General features: G+C 33.9%; 17 protein-coding genes and 1 other RNA gene. 7 read left to right on the forward strand and 11 right to left on the reverse strand.

Features of this window, described 5'->3' with window-relative positions; all coding sequences use genetic code 11:
• Window positions 1-48: 48 nt before the first annotated feature.
• The 4 genes from AAC069_RS10270 to AAC069_RS10285 all read left to right on the forward strand — a co-directional run bounded on the left by AAC069_RS10270 (window position 49) and on the right by AAC069_RS10285 (window position 5,862).
• Window positions 49-1,290, forward strand: a complete 1,242-nt coding sequence (locus AAC069_RS10270) for a TolC family protein (protein WP_339920377.1) — start codon at window positions 49-51, stop codon at window positions 1,288-1,290.
• Window positions 1,280-2,209: a biotin/lipoyl-binding protein gene (locus tag AAC069_RS10275; RefSeq protein WP_339920378.1), complete on the forward strand. Its 930-nt coding sequence runs from the start codon at window positions 1,280-1,282 to the stop codon at window positions 2,207-2,209. The genes AAC069_RS10270 and AAC069_RS10275 overlap by 11 nt, the downstream gene beginning before the upstream one ends.
• Window positions 2,209-5,247, forward strand: a complete 3,039-nt coding sequence (locus tag AAC069_RS10280; RefSeq protein WP_339920379.1) for an efflux RND transporter permease subunit — start codon at window positions 2,209-2,211, stop codon at window positions 5,245-5,247. Before AAC069_RS10275 ends, AAC069_RS10280 begins: the two co-directional genes overlap by 1 nt.
• A 144-nt stretch (window positions 5,248-5,391) precedes the next feature.
• Window positions 5,392-5,862 (forward strand): OsmC family protein, encoded by a 471-nt coding sequence (locus AAC069_RS10285; RefSeq protein WP_339920380.1) that lies wholly within the window; start codon window positions 5,392-5,394, stop codon window positions 5,860-5,862.
• Window positions 5,863-5,932: 70 nt separating this feature from the next.
• Here the strand turns inward: AAC069_RS10285 and AAC069_RS10290 are convergent, their stop codons facing one another.
• The 3 genes from AAC069_RS10290 to AAC069_RS10300 all read right to left on the reverse strand — a co-directional run bounded on the left by AAC069_RS10290 (window position 5,933) and on the right by AAC069_RS10300 (window position 8,149).
• Window positions 5,933-6,250: a hypothetical protein gene (locus tag AAC069_RS10290; protein ID WP_339920381.1), complete on the reverse strand. Its 318-nt coding sequence runs from the start codon at window positions 6,248-6,250 to the stop codon at window positions 5,933-5,935.
• A gap of 210 nt (window positions 6,251-6,460) precedes the next feature.
• Window positions 6,461-6,856: a transfer-messenger RNA gene (gene ssrA / locus AAC069_RS10295) on the reverse strand.
• 96 nt (window positions 6,857-6,952) lie between these two features.
• Window positions 6,953-8,149: a serine hydrolase domain-containing protein gene (locus AAC069_RS10300; protein WP_339920382.1), complete on the reverse strand. Its 1,197-nt coding sequence runs from the start codon at window positions 8,147-8,149 to the stop codon at window positions 6,953-6,955.
• A gap of 246 nt (window positions 8,150-8,395) precedes the next feature.
• Here AAC069_RS10300 and AAC069_RS10305 point away from each other — a divergent pair, with 246 nt between their 5' ends.
• Window positions 8,396-9,598, forward strand: coding sequence for an NAD(P)-dependent oxidoreductase (locus AAC069_RS10305; protein ID WP_339920383.1), 1,203 nt, complete (start codon window positions 8,396-8,398; stop codon window positions 9,596-9,598).
• Between the two features lie 119 nt (window positions 9,599-9,717).
• On the opposite strand, the gene fumC is transcribed toward AAC069_RS10305, so the two are convergent.
• From fumC to arsC, 3 genes are all read right to left on the reverse strand, one after another.
• Complete coding sequence (gene fumC / locus AAC069_RS10310; protein WP_339920384.1) at window positions 9,718-11,115, reverse strand: class II fumarate hydratase; 1,398 nt, start codon at window positions 11,113-11,115, stop codon at window positions 9,718-9,720.
• 535 nt (window positions 11,116-11,650) lie between these two features.
• Entirely contained in the window at window positions 11,651-14,068 is a 2,418-nt protein-coding gene (locus AAC069_RS10315) for a TonB-dependent receptor (RefSeq protein ID WP_339920385.1), read from the reverse strand.
• Between the two features lie 148 nt (window positions 14,069-14,216).
• Window positions 14,217-14,558 carry an arsenate reductase (glutaredoxin) gene (gene arsC / locus AAC069_RS10320; RefSeq protein ID WP_339920386.1) on the reverse strand — a complete coding sequence of 114 codons (342 nt, stop codon included), beginning with the start codon at window positions 14,556-14,558 and terminating at the stop codon, window positions 14,217-14,219.
• 111 nt (window positions 14,559-14,669) lie between these two features.
• On the opposite strand from arsC, the gene AAC069_RS10325 reads away from it, so the two are divergent.
• Together AAC069_RS10325 and AAC069_RS10330 are read left to right on the forward strand one after the other, a co-directional pair.
• Window positions 14,670-15,605: a CPBP family intramembrane glutamic endopeptidase gene (locus AAC069_RS10325; protein WP_339920387.1), complete on the forward strand. Its 936-nt coding sequence runs from the start codon at window positions 14,670-14,672 to the stop codon at window positions 15,603-15,605.
• Between the two features lie 15 nt (window positions 15,606-15,620).
• Window positions 15,621-16,667 (forward strand): AMP-binding protein, encoded by a 1,047-nt coding sequence (locus AAC069_RS10330; protein WP_339920388.1) that lies wholly within the window; start codon window positions 15,621-15,623, stop codon window positions 16,665-16,667.
• An 81-nt stretch (window positions 16,668-16,748) separates the two neighbouring features.
• Here AAC069_RS10330 and AAC069_RS10335 read toward each other — a convergent pair whose 3' ends face one another.
• The 5 genes from AAC069_RS10335 to AAC069_RS10355 form a co-directional block, all read right to left on the reverse strand.
• Complete coding sequence (locus AAC069_RS10335) at window positions 16,749-17,375, reverse strand: hypothetical protein (protein WP_339920389.1); 627 nt, start codon at window positions 17,373-17,375, stop codon at window positions 16,749-16,751.
• 291 nt (window positions 17,376-17,666) lie between these two features.
• The gene (locus AAC069_RS10340) at window positions 17,667-19,229 is read right to left on the reverse strand and encodes a S41 family peptidase (protein WP_339920390.1); all 1,563 of its coding nucleotides are present in this window, start codon (window positions 19,227-19,229) and stop codon (window positions 17,667-17,669) included.
• A 55-nt stretch (window positions 19,230-19,284) separates the two neighbouring features.
• On the reverse strand, window positions 19,285-19,797 hold the full coding sequence (locus AAC069_RS10345; RefSeq protein WP_339920391.1) for a GNAT family N-acetyltransferase: 513 nt from the start codon (window positions 19,795-19,797) through the stop codon (window positions 19,285-19,287).
• A gap of 347 nt (window positions 19,798-20,144) precedes the next feature.
• On the reverse strand, window positions 20,145-21,347 hold the full coding sequence (locus AAC069_RS10350) for a PAS domain-containing sensor histidine kinase (protein WP_339920392.1): 1,203 nt from the start codon (window positions 21,345-21,347) through the stop codon (window positions 20,145-20,147).
• Window positions 21,348-21,823: 476 nt separating this feature from the next.
• Entirely contained in the window at window positions 21,824-23,452 is a 1,629-nt protein-coding gene (locus AAC069_RS10355; protein WP_339920393.1) for a carboxyl transferase domain-containing protein, read from the reverse strand.
• Between the last annotated feature and the right edge of the window lie 127 nt (window positions 23,453-23,579).

The following is a 23,579-nucleotide window of genomic DNA, read 5'->3' on the forward strand; positions in this document are numbered from 1 at the left end:
TTAGAACATCTTTTAAATAAAGGTGTTCTAATTTTTTATCTTTATCCCATGCGAATTTTTTTACTCTTCATAACGACACTTATTTCATTTGCTTCTTTTTCACAAAAAAGAGAGGTGAATTTTTTTATCGAAAAAGCCCTTTTGAATACGGCTTTGCTAGACGATTTAAACAATCAATCCAGTTCTTTGTCAATAGATAGCTTATTGTATAAAGCCAATTTAAAACCACAATTAAATGCAAATCTATTTGCTAATTATGCGCCAGTAATTAATAATTATGGGTATGATACTGCGATTAGTAATGGGCAAAATCTTAGTGGTTTAGTGAGCTTTTCGCAAAAGATATTTGGCAAAAGCCAAAAAAACAATCAGCTTGGTGCCATCACTTTATTAAAAGATAAAGTGGATGTTAATAAGAAAATCACAAAAAATGATATTGCTAAAGCGATTCGTTTGCAATATATCGTTGCGTTTTCTGATAACAATCAATTTTTGAATCTTCAAAAGCAGTTTGGTTTATTGAATTCCGAATTAGAAATTCTTAAAAAGTTTACTCAGAAATCCATTTACAAACAAACTGATTATTTGCTGTTTTTATCCACAGTAAAACAGCAAGAGTTGCTCCTGCTTCAGATGAAATATCAATTTGAAAATGATTTAGGAATACTAAATTATTTATCTGGAACGAATGAAAAATCGACCATTGTATTAATCGAACCCCAAATTCAATTGAAGCAACTCATCAATTCAGAGCATTCTATTTACAATCAGCAATTTGAAATTGATAGTTTGAGCATTCAGAACCAAAAACAAAATATTGCTAATAATTATAAACCATCGTTACTATTGTTAGCAGATGCCGGTTACAATTCGACTTTAGTAGGTCAATATTATAAGAATTTTGGGAACAGTGTTGGTGTCAACCTTTCGATTCCTATCTATGACGGAAATCAAAGAAAACTACAAATCACTAAAAACAAATTGGCTTTAGAAACCAATGCGGCCTATAAAAAGCAATTTGGAAGACAGTTTAAACAACAGCAAGAACAGCTTGTGTTAAAATTAAGTCAGAACGAAATGATTAATGATCAGCTGCAAACTCAATTGAAAATTAACAAAACCCTACTAGACGCTTTTAATAAATTATTGGTCACTGGAAACGCAATTATTCCAGATTTTGTTATTGCATTGGGGAATTCACTGTCAATTACAAATGCGATTGCTCAAAACAATACAGAGCGCTTACTGTTAATTAATGAACTTAATTATTGGAATACAAATGAAAAATAAGATAACGATACCCTTTATAACTGTATTATTTTTAATGCTTTTACAGTCTTGTAAAAAACAAGAAGCGGCAATTACAGAAACAGAAACTATTATTCCAGTAACAGTAACAACTATTGACACGACAGGAATTGATGATTATGAAGAAGTTTCGGGAACGGTTTCTTATATCGTAAAAACACCTATAAAATCAATCATTACGGGGTATATAACAGCAGTTAATGCAAAAACGAATGACAAAGTTGCAAAAGGAAAGCGTTTATTTTCGATAAAAACAAAAGAAGCAATTGCACTGGGAAATGATGTAAATAAATTAGATCCTAAATTAAATTTTGGTAGTGCAGTTTCAATTCCATCAAGTTCAACTGGGTTTATTACTGCGGTTAATGTAGAAAACGGCAACTATGTTCAAGAAGGTGATGTATTGGCCATTATTAATGATTCTAATAATTATGGAGTGGTAATTAATGTTCCTTTCGAATTAAAAAAACACATTTCGATAAATCAACAACTATCGATGTACTTACCCGATGGAACATCTATTTCATCTACAGTGAAGCAATTTATTCCTGCTGTGGATGCCACTTCGCAAATGCAAAGTGTATTTTTAAAAATGAATTCAAATGACGTTTTACCGGAAAATTTGATCGTGTCTGTACGCATTCCAAAATCGAATAAATCGAATATAATTACGTTGCCAAAGACCGCTATTTTAAGTAATGAAATAGAAACGGAGTATTGGATTATGTTGCTTAAAAATGATTCTACGGCGATTAAAGTTCCGGTTCAAATAGGTTTAAAAAACCAAGAAAGAACAGAAATAATTTCCCCAAAATTTAAAGGAACAGATAGAATAGTCACTTCTGGAAACTATGGAGTAGGCGACACCATCAAAGTGAAAATTATAAAAAGTGCCAAATAATGAATAATTTTTTTGTAAAACATAAAAGCGGTTTAAGCACTTTAATTTTCTTGGTATTATTGGGAGGTATTTTTGCATACTCTAAAATGCAAACCAGTTTATTTCCAGAAATTACTTTTCCTAAAATAAAAGTCATTGCAGATGCAGGGCAGCAACCGGTAGATAAAATGATGGTTACCGTGACTAAACCATTAGAAAATGCAATCAAGAAAATTCCAAATCTAAAAACGGTTCGAAGCACGACCAGTAGAGGAAGTTGTGAAATTTCGGCTTTCGTAGATTGGAATGCTGATTTAGATGTAAGCAAACAACAAATCGAATCCCGAATTAATCAGATTAGAACTGATTTGCCGGCAGGTATTCAAATAACAGTAGAAAAGATGAATCCATCTATTCTCCCCGTTATAGGATACGCACTGGAAAGCACAAATAGATCGCCTATTGAATTAAAAAAAATAGCGAACTTTACGATAAAGCCTTTTCTTTCACAAGTAGATGGAGTAAGCGAAGTTAGAGTGATAGGTGGAAAAGAAAAAGAATACTGGATTGAACTCAATCAGAGTAAAATGGTTGCTTATGGAATCACTCCAGAGGCCGTTTCTCAGGTTTTAAGCCAAACCAATTTTATTACTTCCAATGGGTATTTGTCAGACAATCGCTTTTTATATTTGACCTTAACGGATGCTCAGATCACTACTAAATCAGATTTAGAGAATCTAGTAGTTATAAACAACGGGAAAGGGATAATAACGTTAAAAGATATAGCAACGGTAGCCATTGAAGAAGCTAAAGAATATATTAAGGTAAATGCTAACGGAAAAGAAAGTGTCTTAATTGCGATCATAAAGCAACCTGGTGCCAATTTGATTACCATGTCAACCGATATGGATGAGAAGTTGAAAGAACTGCAAAAAATAATTCCAAAGGATATAAAAATCAAACCCTATTATGAACAATCCAGTTTTGTGGGCGATGCCGTAAAAAGTGTTACAGACAGCTTATTAATTGGATTGTTTTTAGCAATCATTGTGGCTATTTTATTTTTAAAATCGGTTAAAGCAAGTGCTACTATTTTAATTGTAATTCCGGTAACACTTTGTGCTACTTTGCTAGTCTTATATTTTACGGGACAAACCTTTAACATAATGACGCTGGGTGCAATCGCTGCTGCTTTAGGTCTTATTATTGATGACGCGATAGTGGTTGTGGAGCAAATCCATAGAACACATGAGGAGCATCCTGATGAACCAACGACCGCATTATTGCAAAAAGCAATTCACTATCTCTTTCCAGCAATGGTAGGTTCGTCATTATGTACGATTGTTATTTTTCTTCCTTTTGCATTAATGAGTGGTGTTGCAGGCGCGTATTTTAAAGTGCTAACGGATACGATGATTATTACATTAATCTGTTCGTTTTTTGTGACTTGGATCCTATTACCAGTTGTTTATTTGTTGCTTACTAAAAAAGGCAGCAATCCTTCTGAAGCAAAATCAACAACGGAGCATCACGAAGTTAAAAGCCAAAATTGGGTAGCCTATTTTATTGAAAAACCGTTATTGAGTTTTTCTTTTTGTGCACTTTTGATTATTTCAATAATTTTAATTTTGCCCCGATTAGAAACTGGTTTTTTACCAGAGATGGATGAAGGAAGTATCGTTTTAGATTATGAATCGCCGCCAGGAACTTCATTAGAAGAAACGGATCGAATGTTAATTGAAGTAGAGAAAATAATACATACTATTCCAGAAGTAGAAGCATATAGTAGAAGGACAGGGACGCAAATGGGCTTTTTTATAACTGAACCCAATAGAGGTGATTATTTAATTCAGCTTAAGAAAGACCGATCTAAAACTAGTAATGATGTTATTGACGAAATTAGATTAAAAGTAGAAACTTCACAGCCTGCACTCCGAATCGATTTTGGTCAAGTGATTGGTGATATGTTAGGCGATTTAATGAGTTCTGTTTCTCCTATTGAGGTAAAAGTTTTTGGAAACAATCAACAAGAATTGCAAAAAATCGCAAAGCAAGTAGCTCATATAGTCGAAAAAACAGAAGGTACCGCTGATGTATTTGATGGAATTGTTTATGCTGGGCCATCGATAAGTATTACGCCAAATTACAATCAATTATCCCAATATGGCATTAGTCCGGCTAATTTGCAATTTCAATTGCAAACGTTACTGGAAGGGAATGTGATCGGTTCTATTTTAGAGTTAGATAAAGCAGTACCAATACGGATGATTTACCCCAATACTCAAAATAGAAATTTAGAAGAAATTAGAAAGATTTTTATTTTTTTACCAAATGGAAAATCAATCCCAATAACTAACCTCGTTACTATTTCGATTTCAAAAGGAATTGCTGAAATAGAGCGAGAAAATTTACAGATGATGTGCGTCGTTACCGGAAGGTTAGACAATAAAGATTTAGGTACCGTGATGCAAAATATTAAAAAAGAAGTATCAAGCAAAGTTACTCTTCCGAGTGGTTATTATATTGATTATGCTGGAGCTTACAAAGACCAACAGCAATCATTTCAAGAATTATTACTTATTTTAATGGCTTCGTGTTTATTAGTTTTTGGTGTTTTGTTATTTCTATTTCGAAATCTAAAAGTGGCTTTCATCCTGCTGTTTATTTCAGTTCTGGGTATTGCTGGCAGTTATTTATTATTGTTTTTGACAAATACACCATTAAATGTAGGTAGCTATACCGGATTGATTATGATTGTTGGAATTATTAGTGAAAATGCCATTTTTACCTATTTACAATTTAAAGAAACTTTTCTTAGTTCGAATAATAAAAAGCAATCTCTAGTATATGCAATTTCAACCCGTTTGCGACCAAAATTAATGACCGCTTTAGGTGCAATTATTGCCTTATTGCCTTTAGCGATTGGTATAGGTACGGGTTCAGAGTTACATCAACCTTTAGCAATAGCGGTAATAGGAGGGTTTTTAATAGCGATGCCTTTACTTTTAATAGTGCTACCAAGTTTATTGTATTATTTTGATATTGAACATAAAGAATAGTTTACTTATCAAATGGCAGGTTGTTTTACATTTTGTTCGTCAAAAGCATACCTTGACAGTATTTTAAATCTAAGTTAAGTCAGTAATCAAATAGTATAAGTAAGCAATCGTTGTTTTGATTACTTTTGGAATAAAAAGAAAACAATGGGTTTCAAACATTTATTTAAAGCAAAATTGAATTGGTTTTCCACCAAAGAGGAGGGGGTTTCAACTTCTAAAATTTACAGTAAAAGCCATACCGTTATCATTGAAGGGAAGCCGATTTTGAATATTTCAGCTGCCAAAGCTTTTAAAGGAGATCCAACATTGTATAATCCGGAAGACTTGTTATTAAGTAGCTTGGTTTCCTGTCACATGATGTCGTATTTGTATGTATGTGCCCAAAACGGAATCGAAGTGCTTTCATACACTGATAATGCGGAGGCAACGCTTGAAGTTTTAGATAACGGCAGCGGACGCTTTATTGAAGTTCGCTTGTATCCAAAAGTGATTATAACACAAAAAGATAAAGTAGCAGAAGCGATAAGTTTACATAAAAAAGCAAACGAACTTTGTTTTATTGCTAATTCCTGTAATTTTCCGATTGTTCATGAGGCAAGTTGTGAAGTACGATAAACTCTTAGAAGTTTAAAAGGCGCTTTTTGTGGTTTCGCTAATTTATTTACATTTCAACGATGTTGGGGGTTTATTTTTTAGATGAAGACAGAAAAAGAGTCCAACTAAAAGTGAAAGTTGTAATTATGAAAACAGCTGCCGAAGAAGCAGCGAACGAGGAAGTAGCAATAAACAAAACGGCTAAGAACAAGAACACCGAAACAATTTTTCTTCGAGATAATAAGAACAACCTAAAGGATTCCACAAGCTCCATAAATCTTGAAAAACCAAAATTTACAGATAGATATTTGGTCGCTAAAAGAGTAAAGTCTAAAAATTGATGAACTACACGAAAATAAGAGCTACCGCTTAGTTCAAAATAAGGTGATTTATTCGTTAGTTTTTTCATTAGTTTTTTTGATTTACTCAAAGTTACGAATTCAAATTTCAATCTCTTACTTTTCTACCAAGAACTAACAATACAATTACGATAGCGCAGATTTTTAATCTGTACTCATTGACAGTTAACTAAAAGAACAAATCTGATTCTAGCTCTCATTTGTAACCAGTACTGATTTATAAAAAAAAAGCCTTGCAAATCAAAGATTTACAAGGCTTTTTGTGGAGTCGGGGAGAATCGAACTCCCGTCCAAACAAGCAACTAAAAGGCTTTCTACACGTTTATTTCCTGATTAGATTTTCGATATTGAGCCGGGCCAGAAACAGCCACTCAATACTTATCTTCTTTATTTCGAAGTCCACCCGAAGCTTATGGAAATCTAGGTTTAAATTTACGATTCACCTTTATCGACCGCTATAAACCAAAGCTTTCGAGGTAAATCCTGCTTTCCTATCTAATAGGACGAGGCTAATCTTACTATAATTCAGATTATGCAGCAAGAGCGTAGTTTCCTTCGCCGTGTATGTGTTTTGGAACCTTTTATTAACGAGAATTGTCCCAGTTCTCCACGTGCTTACTTTTCAATTCGACTTGCTGTCAAAACCAGTCGACCCCTTTTTTATTCTAACTCAAAAATTAATTTGAGTTTGCAAATGTATTGTATTTTAACTGAAATCTGCCATCTGCATTCACAATATTAAACATCAAATATCATTCCCCTTTTCCGTCGTCATCTAATTTGAAAGGATAGTCTCCAAAAAGAGCGGATAGATTTCGAACTTTATAGGTCATACGATTGAATTTGTTCGATAATGCTATAATAGTCACTTTTTCCTCTGGTAAAGTAATATAGGCAGAAGTATTACCATGCCACCAACCGTTGTGAAAATAAAAGTTCTGTCCGGTTGGCCAGTTAATCATTCGTATACCTAGGCCATAGTTATTTTTTCCTTTATGTTCGTTACTGTATCCAATGAAGGCTTTTTGCAGAAGTTTTGCTGGAAAGAACTCAGGAGAATTTCTTCCCATATCAAATTTTAATAAATCCCTTGGTGTAGAGTAAATATTTTTGTCTCCATAAATACCATCTAAATAATCTAGATTTACTTTAGAAAAATTCCCCTTGTAAGACGGTGTTGCTGTTTCTTTGTCTTTCTCATAATCAAATACATAGGTGTCGTTCATCTCTAAAGGCTTGAATATAATTTGCTCCATTGCCTTTTTATATGGAAGTCCAGTCACTTTTTCAATAACTAATGCCAACATGGCATAATTAGTATTGCAATAACTAAAACGGGTATCTGTCTTGAATTCTAAATCAATCCCTTTTGTAGCCATGATGGTCAAAATATCTTGATTAGTAAGTATCTTATGACGGTCCCAAATCCCTTTTTTTTCTGTGAAATAGGCATAATTACGCATACCTGTCCTATGACTTAAGAGCGTTTTTATAGTTACGTCAGGATAAGGAAACCCTTTTAAAATAGTGTTTAACTTTTGATCTAAACTTAATTTTTTTTGATCTATTAATTTTAAAACTGCAGTAGCGGTAATTACTTTGCTAACAGATGCAATATGTAGAGGTGTACTACTGCTCATCGCTAGCTTAGTTTTGTAATTAGCTAGTCCTTCATATTTTTCAAAAATAATATGCCCATTTTTAGCGACTAGAAAGCCTCCATTAAGACTATTACGGGGCCAGTTTTTATTATAAAAATGAGTAATTGAACTTTTCTTAGATGCTATATAGCTTTCAGAAAGTTTTGGCCCTTTTTTTATGAATTCAACTTTTTTAGTTTTAGTTGTTTCTTGTAATGCTGTGGTGGATTCATTCTTTTGTTTACAGGAACCCAAAACCAATGACAGCATGAGTATTTGTAGTATATTTGCTTTTTTTATAAAGATCATTATTTGGTGGAGTTGAAACGCAAATATATAGAATCAAACTTTGTTGTGATTATTTTTTTTTAAACCTTAACAGTATTTTATTAAAGTTTTTTACTTCTAATTACTATCATTTTGGGCTTCAGCTTTTAATACATTGAAGGATTATTTATTTTATAAAAATTAAACAATTTTAGTTTAAAGTGTTATATTTGTAACAATTAGATTTTGCAAAAGTAGAATAAGCCAAAACGAAAGCCTTAAATATATATGAAATTCGGAATTTTAAAAGAAAGAAAGAGTCCACCAGATAGAAGAGTTGTTTTTTCACCTGATGAACTGCTACGACTAAAGCAACTTTATAAGGATGCTACGATAAAAGTGGAAAGTTCAGATATCAGAATTTTTACCGATGAACAATATAAAGAATTGGGAATAGAAATTGTTGATGATATTAATGATTGCGATGTTTTATTTGGAGTTAAAGAAGTTCCAGCGGACTCTTTAATAGCTAATAAATCGTATTTCTTTTTTTCGCATACAATCAAAAAGCAACCTTATAATAGGGAATTGCTACAAACTATTCTTGAAAAAAACATCGATTTATATGATCACGAAACGATAGTCAACGAAAATAACCGCAGGTTAATTGGTTTTGGAAGATACGCCGGAATTGTAGGGGCTTATAATACGATTCGCGGGTTCGGACTAAAGTTTGGATTATTCAAATTAGCTAAAGCAGAGACACTATCCGGAAAAGAGGAACTGATCAATCATTTGAAAAGACTGGTTTTGCCTCCGTTAAAATTTGTGATTACAGGATCAGGAAAAGTGGGTGGCGGTATCAAGGAAATTTTGGATGCTATGAAGATCAAGGAAGTTTCTATTGAAAACTACTTAACTAAAAATTATGCGCAAGCTGTTTACACGCAGATTGAAGTATTAGATTATAACAAAAGGATAGATGGGAAAGTTTTAGATTGTAAAGATTTTTATAAAAATCCAACGGAATACGTTAGTGATTTTGAGCGATTTACAAAAGTATCTGATATTGTTATTACAGGGCATTTTCATGGAAATAATGCACCAGATATTTTAACCAAAGACATGCTGCAGTCAAAAGATTGTAAAATTAAAGTAGTAGGGGATGTTTCCTGTGACATTGATGGTCCTATCGCTTGTACTCTTAGATCATCTACAATTGCAGAACCGTTCTATGGTTACTTGCCTTCTGAACATAAAGAAGTCGATGTATTTCATCCAGCGGCGATCGTAGTAATGGCGGTAGATAATTTGCCATGTGAATTGCCAAAAGATGCCAGTGAAGGTTTTGGAACAATGTTTATGGAGCACGTTATTCCTGCATTCTTTAATGATGATAAAGATGGGATTTTGGCTAGGGCCAAAATGACTGAAAAAGGAAAATTAACAGCAAGATTCAGCTATTTACAGGATTTTGTAGACGGGAAATAGATTCTGAATTAAGAGTGTCTGGTCACTTCTTCAAATACTTTTAGCTTACAGATAAAATTAAATTAAAAAACCCTGCAATGTAACATTGCAGGGTTTTGAATTTATGACTTTAATTAGAACTATTTAAGGCTTCCAACCATATCTTCTGGTTTTACCCAAGCATCAAAATCTTCTGGAGTAACATACCCTAAACGAACGGCCTCTTCTTTAAGAGTTGTTCCGTTTTTATGAGCAGTTTGAGCAATTTCTGCCGATTTGTAATATCCAATTTTAGTATTTAAAGCAGTAACAAGCATCAATGAGTTATCAACTAATTCTTTAATACGTTTGTAGTTTGGTTCAATACCTTGAGCACAATGTTCGTCAAACGACATACAAGCATCTCCTAATAGACGTGCTGACTGTAAGAAGTTGGCAGCCATAACTGGTTTGAATACATTCAATTCATAATGCCCTTGCATTCCACCTACAGTGATAGCAACATCATTCCCTATAACTTGAGCACAAACCATTGTCAATGCTTCGCATTGTGTAGGGTTTACTTTTCCAGGCATGATTGAAGAACCTGGTTCGTTTTCGGGGATGATTAATTCACCAATTCCTGAACGTGGTCCTGAGGCCAACATACGGATGTCATTTGCAATTTTATTTAATGAAACAGCCAATTGTTTTAATGCGCCATGTGATTCTACAATGGCATCGTGAGCGGCAAGTGCTTCAAATTTATTTTCGGCAGTTACGAAAGGATGTCCTGTAAATTCAGCAATGTATTTTGCCACTGTTACGTCATAACCAGCAGGAGTATTTAATCCTGTACCTACTGCCGTTCCTCCTAGTGCTACTTCTGATAAGTGAGCTAAGGTATTTTTTACCGCTTTTAAACCATAGTTCAATTGCGCAACATAACCAGAAAGTTCTTGACCTACTGTAAGTGGCGTGGCATCCATAAGGTGTGTACGACCTATTTTTACTACGTTTTTGAATTCGGTTGCTTTTGCGTGTAATGTGTCTCTTAATTTTTCAACACCTGGAATTGTAACTTCTACGACTGCTTTGTAAGCTGCAATGTGCATTCCTGTTGGGAAGGTATCGTTTGAAGATTGTGATTTGTTAACATCATCATTAGCTTTAATGAATTGTTCGCCTTCACCAATTTCAAATCCTTTAAGAACTTGAGCGCGGTTAGCAACCACTTCGTTCACGTTCATGTTACTTTGTGTACCAGAACCCGTTTGCCAGATTACTAATGGAAATTGATCGTCTAATTTACCAGCTAGAATTTCGTCGCAAACAGCAGCAATAGCATCGCGTTTTTCAACAGGTAAAACGCCTAAATCGCAGTTAGCATAAGCAGCTGCTTTTTTTAGATATGCAAAACCCTCTATGATTTCTTTTGGCATAGAAGCCGATGGACCTATTTTAAAATTGTTTCTAGAACGTTCTGTTTGTGCTCCCCAGTATTTGTCAGCTGGAACTTGCACTTCACCCATGGTGTCTTTTTCTATTCTGAATTTCATTTTATTGTTGATTTGTATGTGTTAGTTTAATAATTAATTTGTGGAACTCTACCTGATGCCATAGCCCCGATAGCAGTGAAAATCCTTGTATGCCATTGTTTGGCGTATAAGATTGTAGCGAATAGCGGGAATAGCTCCTTAAATTGAGCTCAAAAATACGGATAAATACTTTTTTATGAAAATTGAATTGGATTTTTATTGCTAAGAAAAAATAATAAACATACATTTGTACTTACATTCAAAAATTCCGGAAAACATGTTTGAATTTTCACAGTACTTAGGTTTTTTACTTTTTTTAACCATCCTAACAATGGGATTTTGGTTAATGTTTTTTTTAGTTAGTTTCGTATCCTATTGGGTAGGTGGCGCAACTTGGGAAGCATATAAAGAGAAAAGAAAAGCAAAGAAAGAGCAATCAGTTTAGTTTGATTGACACATAAAAAAGGACCCGTTTGTACGAGTCCTTTTTTTTTATGCCTATACTTTACTGAAAGTATATAAAAAGGGATTCATTTTCATGAATCCCTTTTTAGTGTTAAAATCCGCCGCCTTCTTCTTCATTACTTTTTGCGGCATTTTTATCTCTTTCATTTTTCTTTTTGTTGATTCGGTACGTAAATGACAAATTGAATTGTCTTTTTCTCCATTGAAATTCACTGTAAGAACTGACACTTGGTAAATTAGTTTCTGATCTTCTTTTACTGGAGTTGAAAATGTCACTTACGTTAAAAGAAATTGTCGCTCTATCTTTCATGATATCCTTACTAAAAGCGGTGTTAACCATAGTTAAGCTTAGATTTCTACCTTGTGCTGTTCTGCTAGGTCCAAAATACATAACGCTCGCTTGCCACTCAACTTTTCCAGGTAATGTTAAACGAGAATTGATGCGGGTAAACCAGGAGAAAGCTTCATTATCCAAGTTTTGAACAATCACCTCGTTTTGTGAATTGGTGTACATGAAATCTCCCGTAGTTTTAGTATTAAATAGATTAAAACTACTATTTATTTTCCATATTTTAGATGGATTATAATTTAGAGAGAGTTCAAATCCAAATCTTTGTTCTTTTCCAATATTGATAGGCGTACTAAGAATTACTGGTGTACCATCTACAAATTCACCACTTTCATAACGTACAAAGGAGAATACATCAACCGTATTTTCAAAATACATAGATGTATTGAAAGTCACTTTATCCCAACGTTTGATGTATCCAAAGTCAAATTTATCCGTCAAAGAAGGATCTAAATCCGGGTTCCCTCTAAAGATATTGATGTTACTTGAAACGTTAGGAGTAGGATCTAAAAAGCGTCCTCTAGGTCGAGATAAACGTTTGCTGTAACTTAAAGAGACACTACTCTTATCTGAAATTTCATAAGTAGCGAAAGCACTTGGGAAAAACTTATTGTATTTCTTATTATTGTACTCTGCTGAACCTAATAAGTTCACATCTATGTTAGTGTCTTCCCAACGTAAACCAAATAAATAAGAAAATTTATTTACTTTGAAACCATACTGCGTATAAAGAGCGTTGATTTTTTCTTTGTATTCTAATGTATTTGATAACAAATTACCAACATTATTTCCATTATCATCAGAGAAAATATCATATGCTTTATTTAGATTATTGAAGTTTCCTTTATAACCTGCTTCAAACTGACTTCCTTCTCCAATGGGTAAAACATAATCAGCTTGAAATTGATACTGTTCTTGAACTTCATCGTTGAGCGTGCTAGTTGAAGTAGATTTTTCAGGAAAGGTAGTGTTAACCCCCTTAATAAAGGAATCTTCTTTGTCATTGCTTTTAGTAAATGATCCGTCAGCGGTTAATTTATGACCTTTGTCGTTGAAGTTCTTAATGAAGTTAGATGAAAATTCAAAGTCATTACTATTATCATTTCCGTCATTTAAGCGGAAATTATTGGAAGTGAAAGCTCTATTGCTATCAAAATTATTAAAATTCACTAAGTCTTCATCCTTTCCAGTATTTTCTCGATAATTAATAGCATTGGTCCAAAAAGTAGTTGGATTTATGGTCCATTCTACACCAGATCTTGTGCTTATCCCTTTTCTCGTTCTCTCTGTATTGCGACTTTCATCGATATATTTATTAGTAGAACCGTCAGGATTAAAATATTCTGCATCAGTCAATCCTCCTCCTTGAGTAGTTCTATAATTATAACCAGTAGAAGTAAAGTAATTCAGTTTTTCAGTTTTGTAATTTAAGTTGGCACTTAAACCATAGGTTTCAGGAATTCCTGTTGATGCTATGAACACTCCGTTGAATCCTTGGTTTTTACCTTTCTTTAGGATGATGTTTAAAATACCAGCCCCTCCTTCAGCATCATAACGCGCGGATGGATTAGTGATTACTTCTACTTTATCAATCGCATCGGCAGGAATTTGGCGCAAAGCTTCGGCCATGTTCAAAGCATTAGAAGGACGTCCGTCGATAAAAATACGAACATTATCACTTCCTCTTAAACTTACATTTCCTTCAATATCAACAGAAACGGAAGGAACATTGCCTAAAACATCACTTACTGTTCCACCTTTAACCAACATGTCCTGACCTACATTGTATACTTTTTTATCGAGTTTAATCTCGACAGTAGATTTCTCTGCACGAATAATTACTTCATTTAGTTGTGCCGCATCTTCACTTAATGAGATAGTACCTAAATCAGTATTTGCTTTAAGTACTTTGTCTTTTAATTCTATTGATTTGAAAGAAATAAACTCAATTTTAACGGTATAAATTCCTGGATTCACATCGATATTGAATTCTCCTTTTGGACTTGTAATACCTCCAGCTACAACTTTAGCATTTTTAGAACTGATGAAGGTTACTGTTGCGTATTCTAGGGGTTGTTTGCTTAATTTTTCAATAACAGTTCCTGTTATCTTAATTTTTTCTCCCATTGGACCTCCTTGTCCTTGCTGAGAAAAACTCATAAAAAAGGTTAGAAATAAAGTGAGGGTAAAAATTTTTTTTAAAAAGTGCTGCATCATTACTAATTTTAGTTATGCAAATTTGACTACAAATTTTAGATATGGTTTAATGTACAAATCATAAAAAACTGTTAAATAAAACTACTGCAGATTATAGAAAACGGGTCATTTTTTCTAAGTCTCTGCCAATGATTGCCTTGTCTCCGTTAATTACGATAGGGCGTTCTATGAGAATTGGATTTTCGACCATGGCTTTTATGATTTCTTCGTCTGTCATTTCTTTATTTTTAAAGTTTTCTATCCAAATTTTCTCTTTTTGGCGTACTAACTCCAATGGTTTAAAGTTTAACTTTTTCAAGAGCGCTGCTAGTTCGTTTAGAGTAGGAGGGTTTTCTAGATATTTTATGATTTCATATTCTTTTCCTGCCTCTTCTACATAGGCAACACAGTTTCTTGATTTTCCGCAACGTGGGTTATGGTATATTTGTATCATGTGATTGTTTTTTTCTTTACTAATGAAAATTGAAATAAATAAAGTATTTTCGAGGGAACAAAAGTAGACTTTGATAGTCTAACTAGTTATATATAATTAAAGAAATAATACATGTTTATAGAACAGGGAGTACATTCAGAGAATAAATTTTGGAAATATTTAATTGGTTCAGTAATAATAATTGCGACTTCATTTGTTGGTCAGGTTCCGTTGCTATTGGGGATAATTTATGAAACAGAGGTAAAAGGAGTCCCTTATCCTGCCGGAAATGACGAGTTGATGCATTTTTTTGACCCGAATTTGACTTTGTTTCTCATTTTGATTTCGTTTGTTTTTACCATGGCGGGTATTTTTTTTGTAGTGCGTTATCTGCACAAGCAAACAATGCGGTCCGTGACGACATCGAGACCAAAAATTGACTGGAAGAGGGTTTTTTTTTCCTTTTCTTTATGGTCTGCTTTTACGGTTATTTCCACATTACTTTTTTACTATACTAATCCGGGTGATTTTGTATTGAATTTTAAACCCGTCCCCTTTGCAATATTAGTAGTTATCGGAGTGTTTTTAATTCCAATTCAGACTAGTACAGAAGAATACGTTTTTAGAGGGTATCTCATGCAGGGGTTTGCTAATCTGACGAAGAATAAATGGTTTCCTTTACTGATGACGTCAATAATTTTTGGCGCTATGCATCTTTCTAATCCAGAAGTTTCAAAAATGGGGAATATCATTTTTGTATATTACATAGGAACAGGCTTATTTTTAGGAGTATTAACCTTAATGGATGAAGGAATGGAGCTGGCCTTAGGTTTTCATGCTGCCAATAATCTAGTAAGCGCTTTATTAGTTACTTCAGACTGGTCTGCTTTTCAAACACATTCTATATTTAAGGACATATCTGAGCCTAAAGCTGGACTGGATGTAATATTACCAGTAATGGTAATTTACCCAATACTTTTATATATCTTTAGTAAGAAATACCAATGGAGCGATTGGAAAGAAAAATTGACAGGTAAAATTCAGATACAAGAAAACAACACTATTTAAAATAACAAACTAGTAATGAAAGAAGTAACTTATAAAAACGTACACAGTGATTTTAAATTGAATGGATTTTCTCTAAATAAAAAAGATTTATGCAGAGTGTCCTATTGTTTGATAAAAGAAGGAGATGAATTTGAGAAGTCGATAGGTGATTTTTTATTAGACTGGTTTGATGAAAAACCATATATCGATTTACAAACTTCTGGTACTACAGGAATACCTAAAATGATTAGAACAAATAAACAAATGATGGTGAACTCTGCCTTGGCTACAGGTGATTTTTTTAAATTAAGCCCTGGAGATAAAGCTTTGTATTGTTTGCCTACTAAGTATATAGCTGGAAAAATGATGCTGGTTCGCAGTTTTATTCTTGGGTTAGATGTAGATTTTGTTGCACCAAGTTCACATCCATTAACAAAGAATGAGACCAAATATGATTTTGTGGCCATGGTCCCTTTGCAAGCTGAAAATTCATTGGCAGGATTGAAAGATGTAAAAAAAATGATCGTTGGTGGTGCCAAAATGAGTAAATCACTTGAAAAAAGACTTTTAAAAGGCAAAACAGAAGTGTACGAGACCTACGGTATGACCGAAACTGTCACACATATTGCTGCCAAAAAGATAGGGGAGAAGGCGTTTTCAATTTTACCGAATATTCAAATTTCACAAAATGATAAAAATTGCTTAGTAATTGATGCACCAAAGATTTCTGATGAAATTATTGTCACTAATGATTTAGTAGAATTAATAAATGATCATCAATTTATTCTTTTGGGAAGAATTGATAATGTAGTCAATAGCGGCGGAATTAAATTGATTCCAGAGCAAATTGAAGAAAAATTATCACATGGAATTCATTCCAGATTTTTTGTAGGAGGAGTTGCAGACGCTGTTTTAGGAGAGAAATTAGTACTAATTATTGAAGGGGAAAAACTGCCACTAGATGAGGATATTTATAGTTCATTAGACAAGTATGAAAAGCCAAAAGAAGTTTTTTATATTGATAAATTCTTCGAGACAGAAAACGGAAAAATTAAAAGACAAGAAATGTTAGAAAGTATCTAAATTTTTTTCTGTTTTAAAAAAAAAATGCATCATGAGTAGTCATCATGATGCTTTTTTTGAATATAGAAATTTTCTTCTTATTTACTTCTTAAAGCAGTAATTAAATTTTAAGCCAAGTGTATTTTCGGCATGGCCTTTAGCTACAAAGTTGGTCAGATTTAGTGATATTCCTAATGTTCTATCATTTGTACCAGCGGTAAAGTATTTACCAAGATATATTCCAGAGCACGATCCAAACTGCGCTTCCCCATTGTATTCCGATATAAAACCAAGACCAATGCTATTATTTTCGTCTGAAAGAGCGTAGCCAACACCTGTTTCAACACCTAAAAACCAATTTTTCCGCAGTTCAAATTGCACGTTTGGTTTAAGAGCAAATAAACTGAAGTTTTTGTGCAAAGCCCTTCCACTAGCTGTATCAGTAGTATCAGGGCCATTATCCCTTGCAAAGCGGTAATCATATTCTCCCCTAATACCAAGTTCTGTTTTTGGAGAAATTTTCTTTGAAACTCGCACGTTAACCCCAATTCCAACTCTATGTGAGCGATACATTTGAATATGAACAGGTACTGACAGATTTAAGCCACCCTCCAATAGTAATGTTTTAGAATAATCAGGTATTGCTATTTTTTTCTCTAACTGTTGTGCCACAGTTAAATGTATAAATAATAGCATTGTAATTATAGACATGACCGTTGACTTTTTCATCTTATTTATATTTTAGGATCAATAGATTAATCAGTTATGATTTTAGTATTGCATAAAATAGAAGATAGAATAACATAAAGCAATAAATAAAATTTTTACTTTAGATGGCAGAGTCAGCTACATAAAGTTAGAAAATATAATTATAAGTATCTGTTATACAATACTTTATTTTCATTAACCTGATTTTCTTTGATGGTTTTAAGTAATTTGTGTACTATTTATTCATCCTGAATACAATTAGGTTGGTTGAATAACTGTAGCGTTATATTCATCATTTATTTCTGAAAAGTTTTATTGACTGGTTCTTAGGTCATTTAAAATCCAGTTAAGTTCAGGATCATTTTCTTTCAGTCGGTCTTCAAGGGTAGTGCTGATTTCTTTGTCGGGAAAAATACCACGCCCTTTTATTTCGGTTTTATGATGAGGAGCCATCATCATTAATCCAATTCTAATTTTTAATTTAGAATTGGGTAATTTTAAGACAGGCATAAATCCCGCTACTGTTCCATTAAAAGCTCCTCCAGTTTCCTCTCCCACAAAAGTCACTCTTTGCGAACTTTTTAAGTTGGAAGAAATAAGACTGGAAGCTGAAAAGCTACCGCCGTTTATCAGAACATAGATTTTTCCTTTGAACGAATTAGTATTCACTTTATGCTGTCTTGTGTGGGTAGCATACCAATTTTTACCTGTATCGTCTTTATGAACCGTCAGGAGCAGGTAAGAATAAAGCAGCGGAGCGTAAATCGCTTTTAGGATTTTTACGCCAAAAGAACCTCCATTAAAATAAGCGCCTTCCATCAAGCTTGATTTTGAGACTACTTCCGACTTATCCAAGAATACAAAAGTAGAGTCGGCCAGATAAGAGTATAAATCAACAATTTCATTTAAGCGTCCACCGCCATTATCTCTTAAATCAAGAATCAGGGTATTGGATTTATATTTTTCAATTTTACGAAAGCTTTCTTTATAAAAAGGTCTGAAATCTCCTTTGTTAAAACTTCTAATTTTCATGATGACGGCACTGCTGTCTTTTTCGATGAAATCTAAATTTCTATTGTAATTTTTCAAATCAGTATTATACCCATTTACTCGTTTCATTCTTCTGGCTTCCCTTGATTTTGCTCTGTCTAGCGCAGTCACTTTTTTTCGGATTTTGGGAGCTTGTTTTTTAATCGAATCTTCCTTGTATCGTCTGATGGTGATTAATTGAATGCTGTCGTTGTATTTTATAGTATAGGTTAGGCTGTCCTTAATTCCATTTTCTACGGTAAAGTAGGACGAGAAGCGCTTACCAGAAGTACTATTTTTTAAGGTAGTATTATAGCCGTCAGAACTGTAGTAGTTGTTGTATTCCTGAATTAAATCAAACGGTTTTACACCATTAACGGCGATCACTTCGGCACCTGCTTGAATTCCTTTGTCGTACGACTTATTGTTTACGACATACAACTTGTTGTCAAAAAAATCGAAGTCAAATTGTGAAAATGGACCCGTTCCTTTTTTAATAAGATCTTTCGTTTCCTTTTTTGCCATTTCTTTTGAAGCAGGATATAGATAGGTATGACCTTGTCTTACGGCGGCGACAATAGGGCTCAGTTTTTTATAAAAAGCAAGTGGGGTAATAGGTTGAGTAATAGTGGACTTTAAACTATCAAATTTAAAGTCTAAAGCTTCCTTGCTAGTATACCAATAAAGTTGAGGATGTAAGCTTTGTAATTTAGTATACGTAAAATCGACATCTGATTTTAACTGATCTACGGGTAGTAGAGTCATTAAATGTGCATTGTGCTTTTTTACAGAACTACATTGGGTAAATAAAAGGACGATAAAAACGTGTAGAATTATTTTTCTCATGTGTTCTGAAAAGGGTTTTGACTTTTGTTTTTCTATTGTGTAAACGAGCTGTTATTTAGTGTTTAACGATTACTTTTTCGTATGCTTTCCTGGCACTTCCTCTAAAATGCACTTCGCCACAATAGCTGTACCGCATTTTTTCAAAAATAGTCATCATGGCAAAATTATCAAAATTAGTATCTGCTTTCAGGCTGCTGATGTTGTTGCTTATTGCAAATTCTTCTATGAATCCTAGTAGTTTTTTGGCTAAGCCTTTCCCTAAATGTGTTTCTGAAATAGCTACTCTATGAAACACAACAAAATCACCGTTCGTAAGCCATTTTCCTTCTATTTTTTCGTAGGCAGGTTCGTCATTTATTAATAGCGCACTGTATCCAATGATAGTGTCTCCCTCAGTCAAAACAAAACCTGCATTTTTATCAATGTCATTTTTTATCACTTCTGGATTAGGATACCCATCTTGCCATTGGTTGCTGCCGTCTTTTTTTCGACGTGCGATTGCCTGTTGTAATATGATCCAAATTTGTGGGATTTCTGAATTTGTGGCTTTTCTAAAATGATAGGTCATTGCTATACGATAGGAATTTAGTTTATTCTAAAAGTAGTGTTTCGTGTTCAGGTTAATACATTGAAATAGGTGACTGTTTTTTCTAAACTTAGATTTACTAGCTCTTACTTTTGTACGTAAAAATAGGGAAAAATAATTTTAAGAAAGGTAGTTATAAATGGGTTTTCGAATGGATTATTTTGGCTGTTTTATGTGCGCTTCCATAAGTAGGAAGTTTATATGCGCCATGGTATTGCGTTTGTACAAACGCATTTGAACAGAATTGTGAACGGCTTTGTTCAATAAAGGGTTTATTGTTGGCTTTGCAATCGTAACTTAGACTTAAATGTTACAGGTAGTTTTTGTTCTCACGCATATGAATTGTTCAAAGGCAACATGAATTTGAAATCACTTCCTTTACCTTCTTCACTTTCAACCCAAATTTTACCATTGTGTCTTTCTATAAATTCTTTGCAAAGTACTAATCCTAAACCCGAACCTTTTTCGTTTGCCGTACCATACGAAGTCATATGTGTCGATATTTTAAAGAGCTCTTTAAGTTTTTCTCTCTTTATTCCTATTCCATTGTCAGAGATGGAGATTTCCACATGATCTTGTCTTGAAACAGCATGGATGTTAATGTGACCTCCTAATTTTGTGAATTTAATTGCATTGGAAACGAGATTTCGCAAAATTGTTCTCAGCATGTTTTCATCTGCATAAACTTCGGTTTTCTCCAATGAGGAATAATTTAAAGAGATGTTTTTAGATTTTGAAAGAGAAGTATTTAGTTTTATTATTTTCGGAATAACGTCTGATAAAATTATTTTACCTGGGTTAAAACTAATTTGTCCTGTTTGCGATTGTGCCCAATTTAACAAGTTGTCAAGTAAAATAAGTGTGTCTTTAGCCTGTGAATTTATAATGCCTAAGTACTCTTCACATTCTGCATCCCCTAAGTCGTTTGGACTTTCAGTTAATAATTCCGAAATTCCTATAATGTTACTAAACGGGTTTCTTAAATCATGAGCTATTATAGAAAATAATTTGTCCTTTGTGGCATTAAGTTCTATTAATAGTTTTTTACTTTCTTTAAGTGCATTTTCAGCTTTCTTCCGTTCAGTGATATCATGAATTACTCCTACAAGAAACTTCTTTCCGTCAGAATTAATAAACCGCCTCTTCCTTGTGGAAATTATTCTGGTTGCAACACCGCTTATTGTAAGTGATTCTTCATTTATATTTTCCACTCCATCTGCTATTACTTGCTTGTCAATTTTTAAAAAGCTCTCTTGCTCTTCAGGAGGAACAACCTCGGCAAGTGTCTGGCCTATAGCGTCAGCTTTAGAACGACCAATCATTTCGCAGAAAGCATCATTTACAATAAGTAGCTTGCTTTGCTCATCCTTTAGAAAAACTGGATCACCAATATTGTTTAGGATAGTCATGTAATCATAATCTAGCTCCTCTTCATTTTGAATTGAAGATTGTAATCTTAAAATTTCATTCTGTTCTTTGAGTTCAGCAATTTGGTCTAGTAATTCTTGATATGTCAATTTATCTTTTTCCATACAGAGGTTCTTTTACAAACCAAAGCCATTTCTTTTAAAGAAAAATATTTGGTTTTTATAAAAATACAAAAAAATCAGAAGATGTTAGCGGCTCAGCGTCAAATATTTAATCGTGTAATGCTCCTGGAAAGGAATTTAAGAGTTTGAAATGGTTACCAATGGATTAGTATCATTAACAAACCTTTATTTAGCTAATTTTCTATGATATTGTTTTGTAACGAATACCTTACTTAGATTTATGAACCAAATAAAGCGTTGCAAACCATATATAAGGATGGGATTCCAATTGTTTTTTTAATGAGATTGTTCTGAAAATAGTCCGCAGTCGATTAGCCCCGATAGAAGCGGCATCCCCCGACTTAAATAAAATAAGGCAACAAGCCTTGTTTTTTTAAATTGGGGAATACAGCGGATAGCGGGAGGGATCTGGTTCTGAAACCGGAGACTTTCTGCTCCTAGAAATAAAAAAGGCTTTGTTACACCTGAATTACACCCAAGTTAAATTTTTTCTCAATAGGGGAGTGATTTGCCGCTTCAATACCCATAGATATCCAAGTTCTCGTGTCTAGAGGATCGATAGTCGCATCTGTCCACAATCTGGAAGCAGCATAGTAAGGAGAAACCTGTTCGTCGTATCTGGCTTTTATCTTAGCGAATAATTCAGCTTCTTTAGCCTCATCTACTTCTTCTCCACTTTTCTTCAAGGATGAAGCTTCAATTTGTGCCAATACTTTTGCAGCTTGTGTACCACCCATGACGGCTAATTCTGCACTTGGCCAGGCGAAAATTAATCTTGGGTCGTATGCTTTTCCACACATGGCATAATTTCCTGCACCGTAGGAATTCCCTACAATAACCGTGAATTTTGGCACTACAGAATTACTTACTGCATTGACCATTTTGGCACCGTCTTTTATGATTCCACCTTGTTCTGATTTAGATCCCACCATAAAACCGGTGACATCCTGTACAAAAACTAAAGGGATTTTTTTCTGATTACAATTGGCGATAAAACGGGTTGCTTTGTCGGCACTGTCTGAATAGATTACACCACCAAACTGCATTTCGCCATTTTTAGTTTTTACCACTTTACGCTGGTTAGCTACAATTCCTACTGCCCAACCGTCAATTCTTGCGTAACCTGTGATTATAGTTTGACCGTAGCCATCTTTATACGCTTCAAATTCTGAATTGTCCACAAGACGGTTGATGATTTCCATCATGTCGTATTGTTCATTTCTAGCTTTGGGTAAAACACCGTATAGTTCTTTTTCGTCTAAGGCTGGTTTTTCTGATTTCACTCGGCTATAACCGGCTTTGTCAAAATCACCAATTTTATCAACGATATTTTTTATTTTGTCTAAGGCGTCTTTGTCGTCTTTCGCTTTATAATCTGTCACTCCCGAAATTTCGCAGTGCGTCGTCGCACCTCCTAAAGTTTCATTGTCGATACTTTCGCCAATAGCTGCTTTTACCAAATAACTACCTGCTAGGAAGATACTACCTGTTCCTTCAACTATGATGGCTTCGTCACTCATTATAGGTAAATAGGCTCCTCCGGCAACACAGCTTCCCATTATCGCCGAAATTTGGGTAATCCCCATACTGCTCATTTGGGCGTTATTTCTAAATATACGCCCAAAATGTTCCTTGTCTGGGAAAATTTCGTCCTGCAGCGGTAAATAGACACCAGCACTATCCACTAAATAAATGATAGGCAGGCGGTTTTCCATGGCGATTTCTTGCGCACGAAGATTTTTCTTGGCGGTAATAGGGAACCAAGCACCCGCTTTTACCGTGGCATCATTAGCAACAACAATACATTGTTTTCCTCTGATATATCCTATTTTTACAACAACTCCTCCGGATGGACAGCCACCGTGTTCTTTATACATTCCTTCACCAACAAAAGCTCCAATTTCAATACACTTTGCCTTAGGATCAAGTAAATAATCAATACGCTCGCGCGCCGTCATTTTACCTTCAGCATGTAGTTTTTGAATTCTTTTTTCACCTCCTCCTAATTTTACTTTGGAAAAATTTTGTCTTAATTGAGACAGTAAAAGTTTATTGTGATCTTCGTTTTTATTGAAGTTTAAATCCATGTTGTAATAGTGTTATAAATAGTTTGCGCTAAAATACAAAATCGAACGAAATAAAATTTATTATTTACGTTCGATTCCAATTAAATTTCGATATAAAACCAAAAAAACAGAAGCGAACTCCTGTTTT

The sequence above is a fragment of the uncultured Flavobacterium sp. genome (genome assembly GCF_963974175.1).
GTDB lineage: Bacteria > Bacteroidota > Bacteroidia > Flavobacteriales > Flavobacteriaceae > Flavobacterium.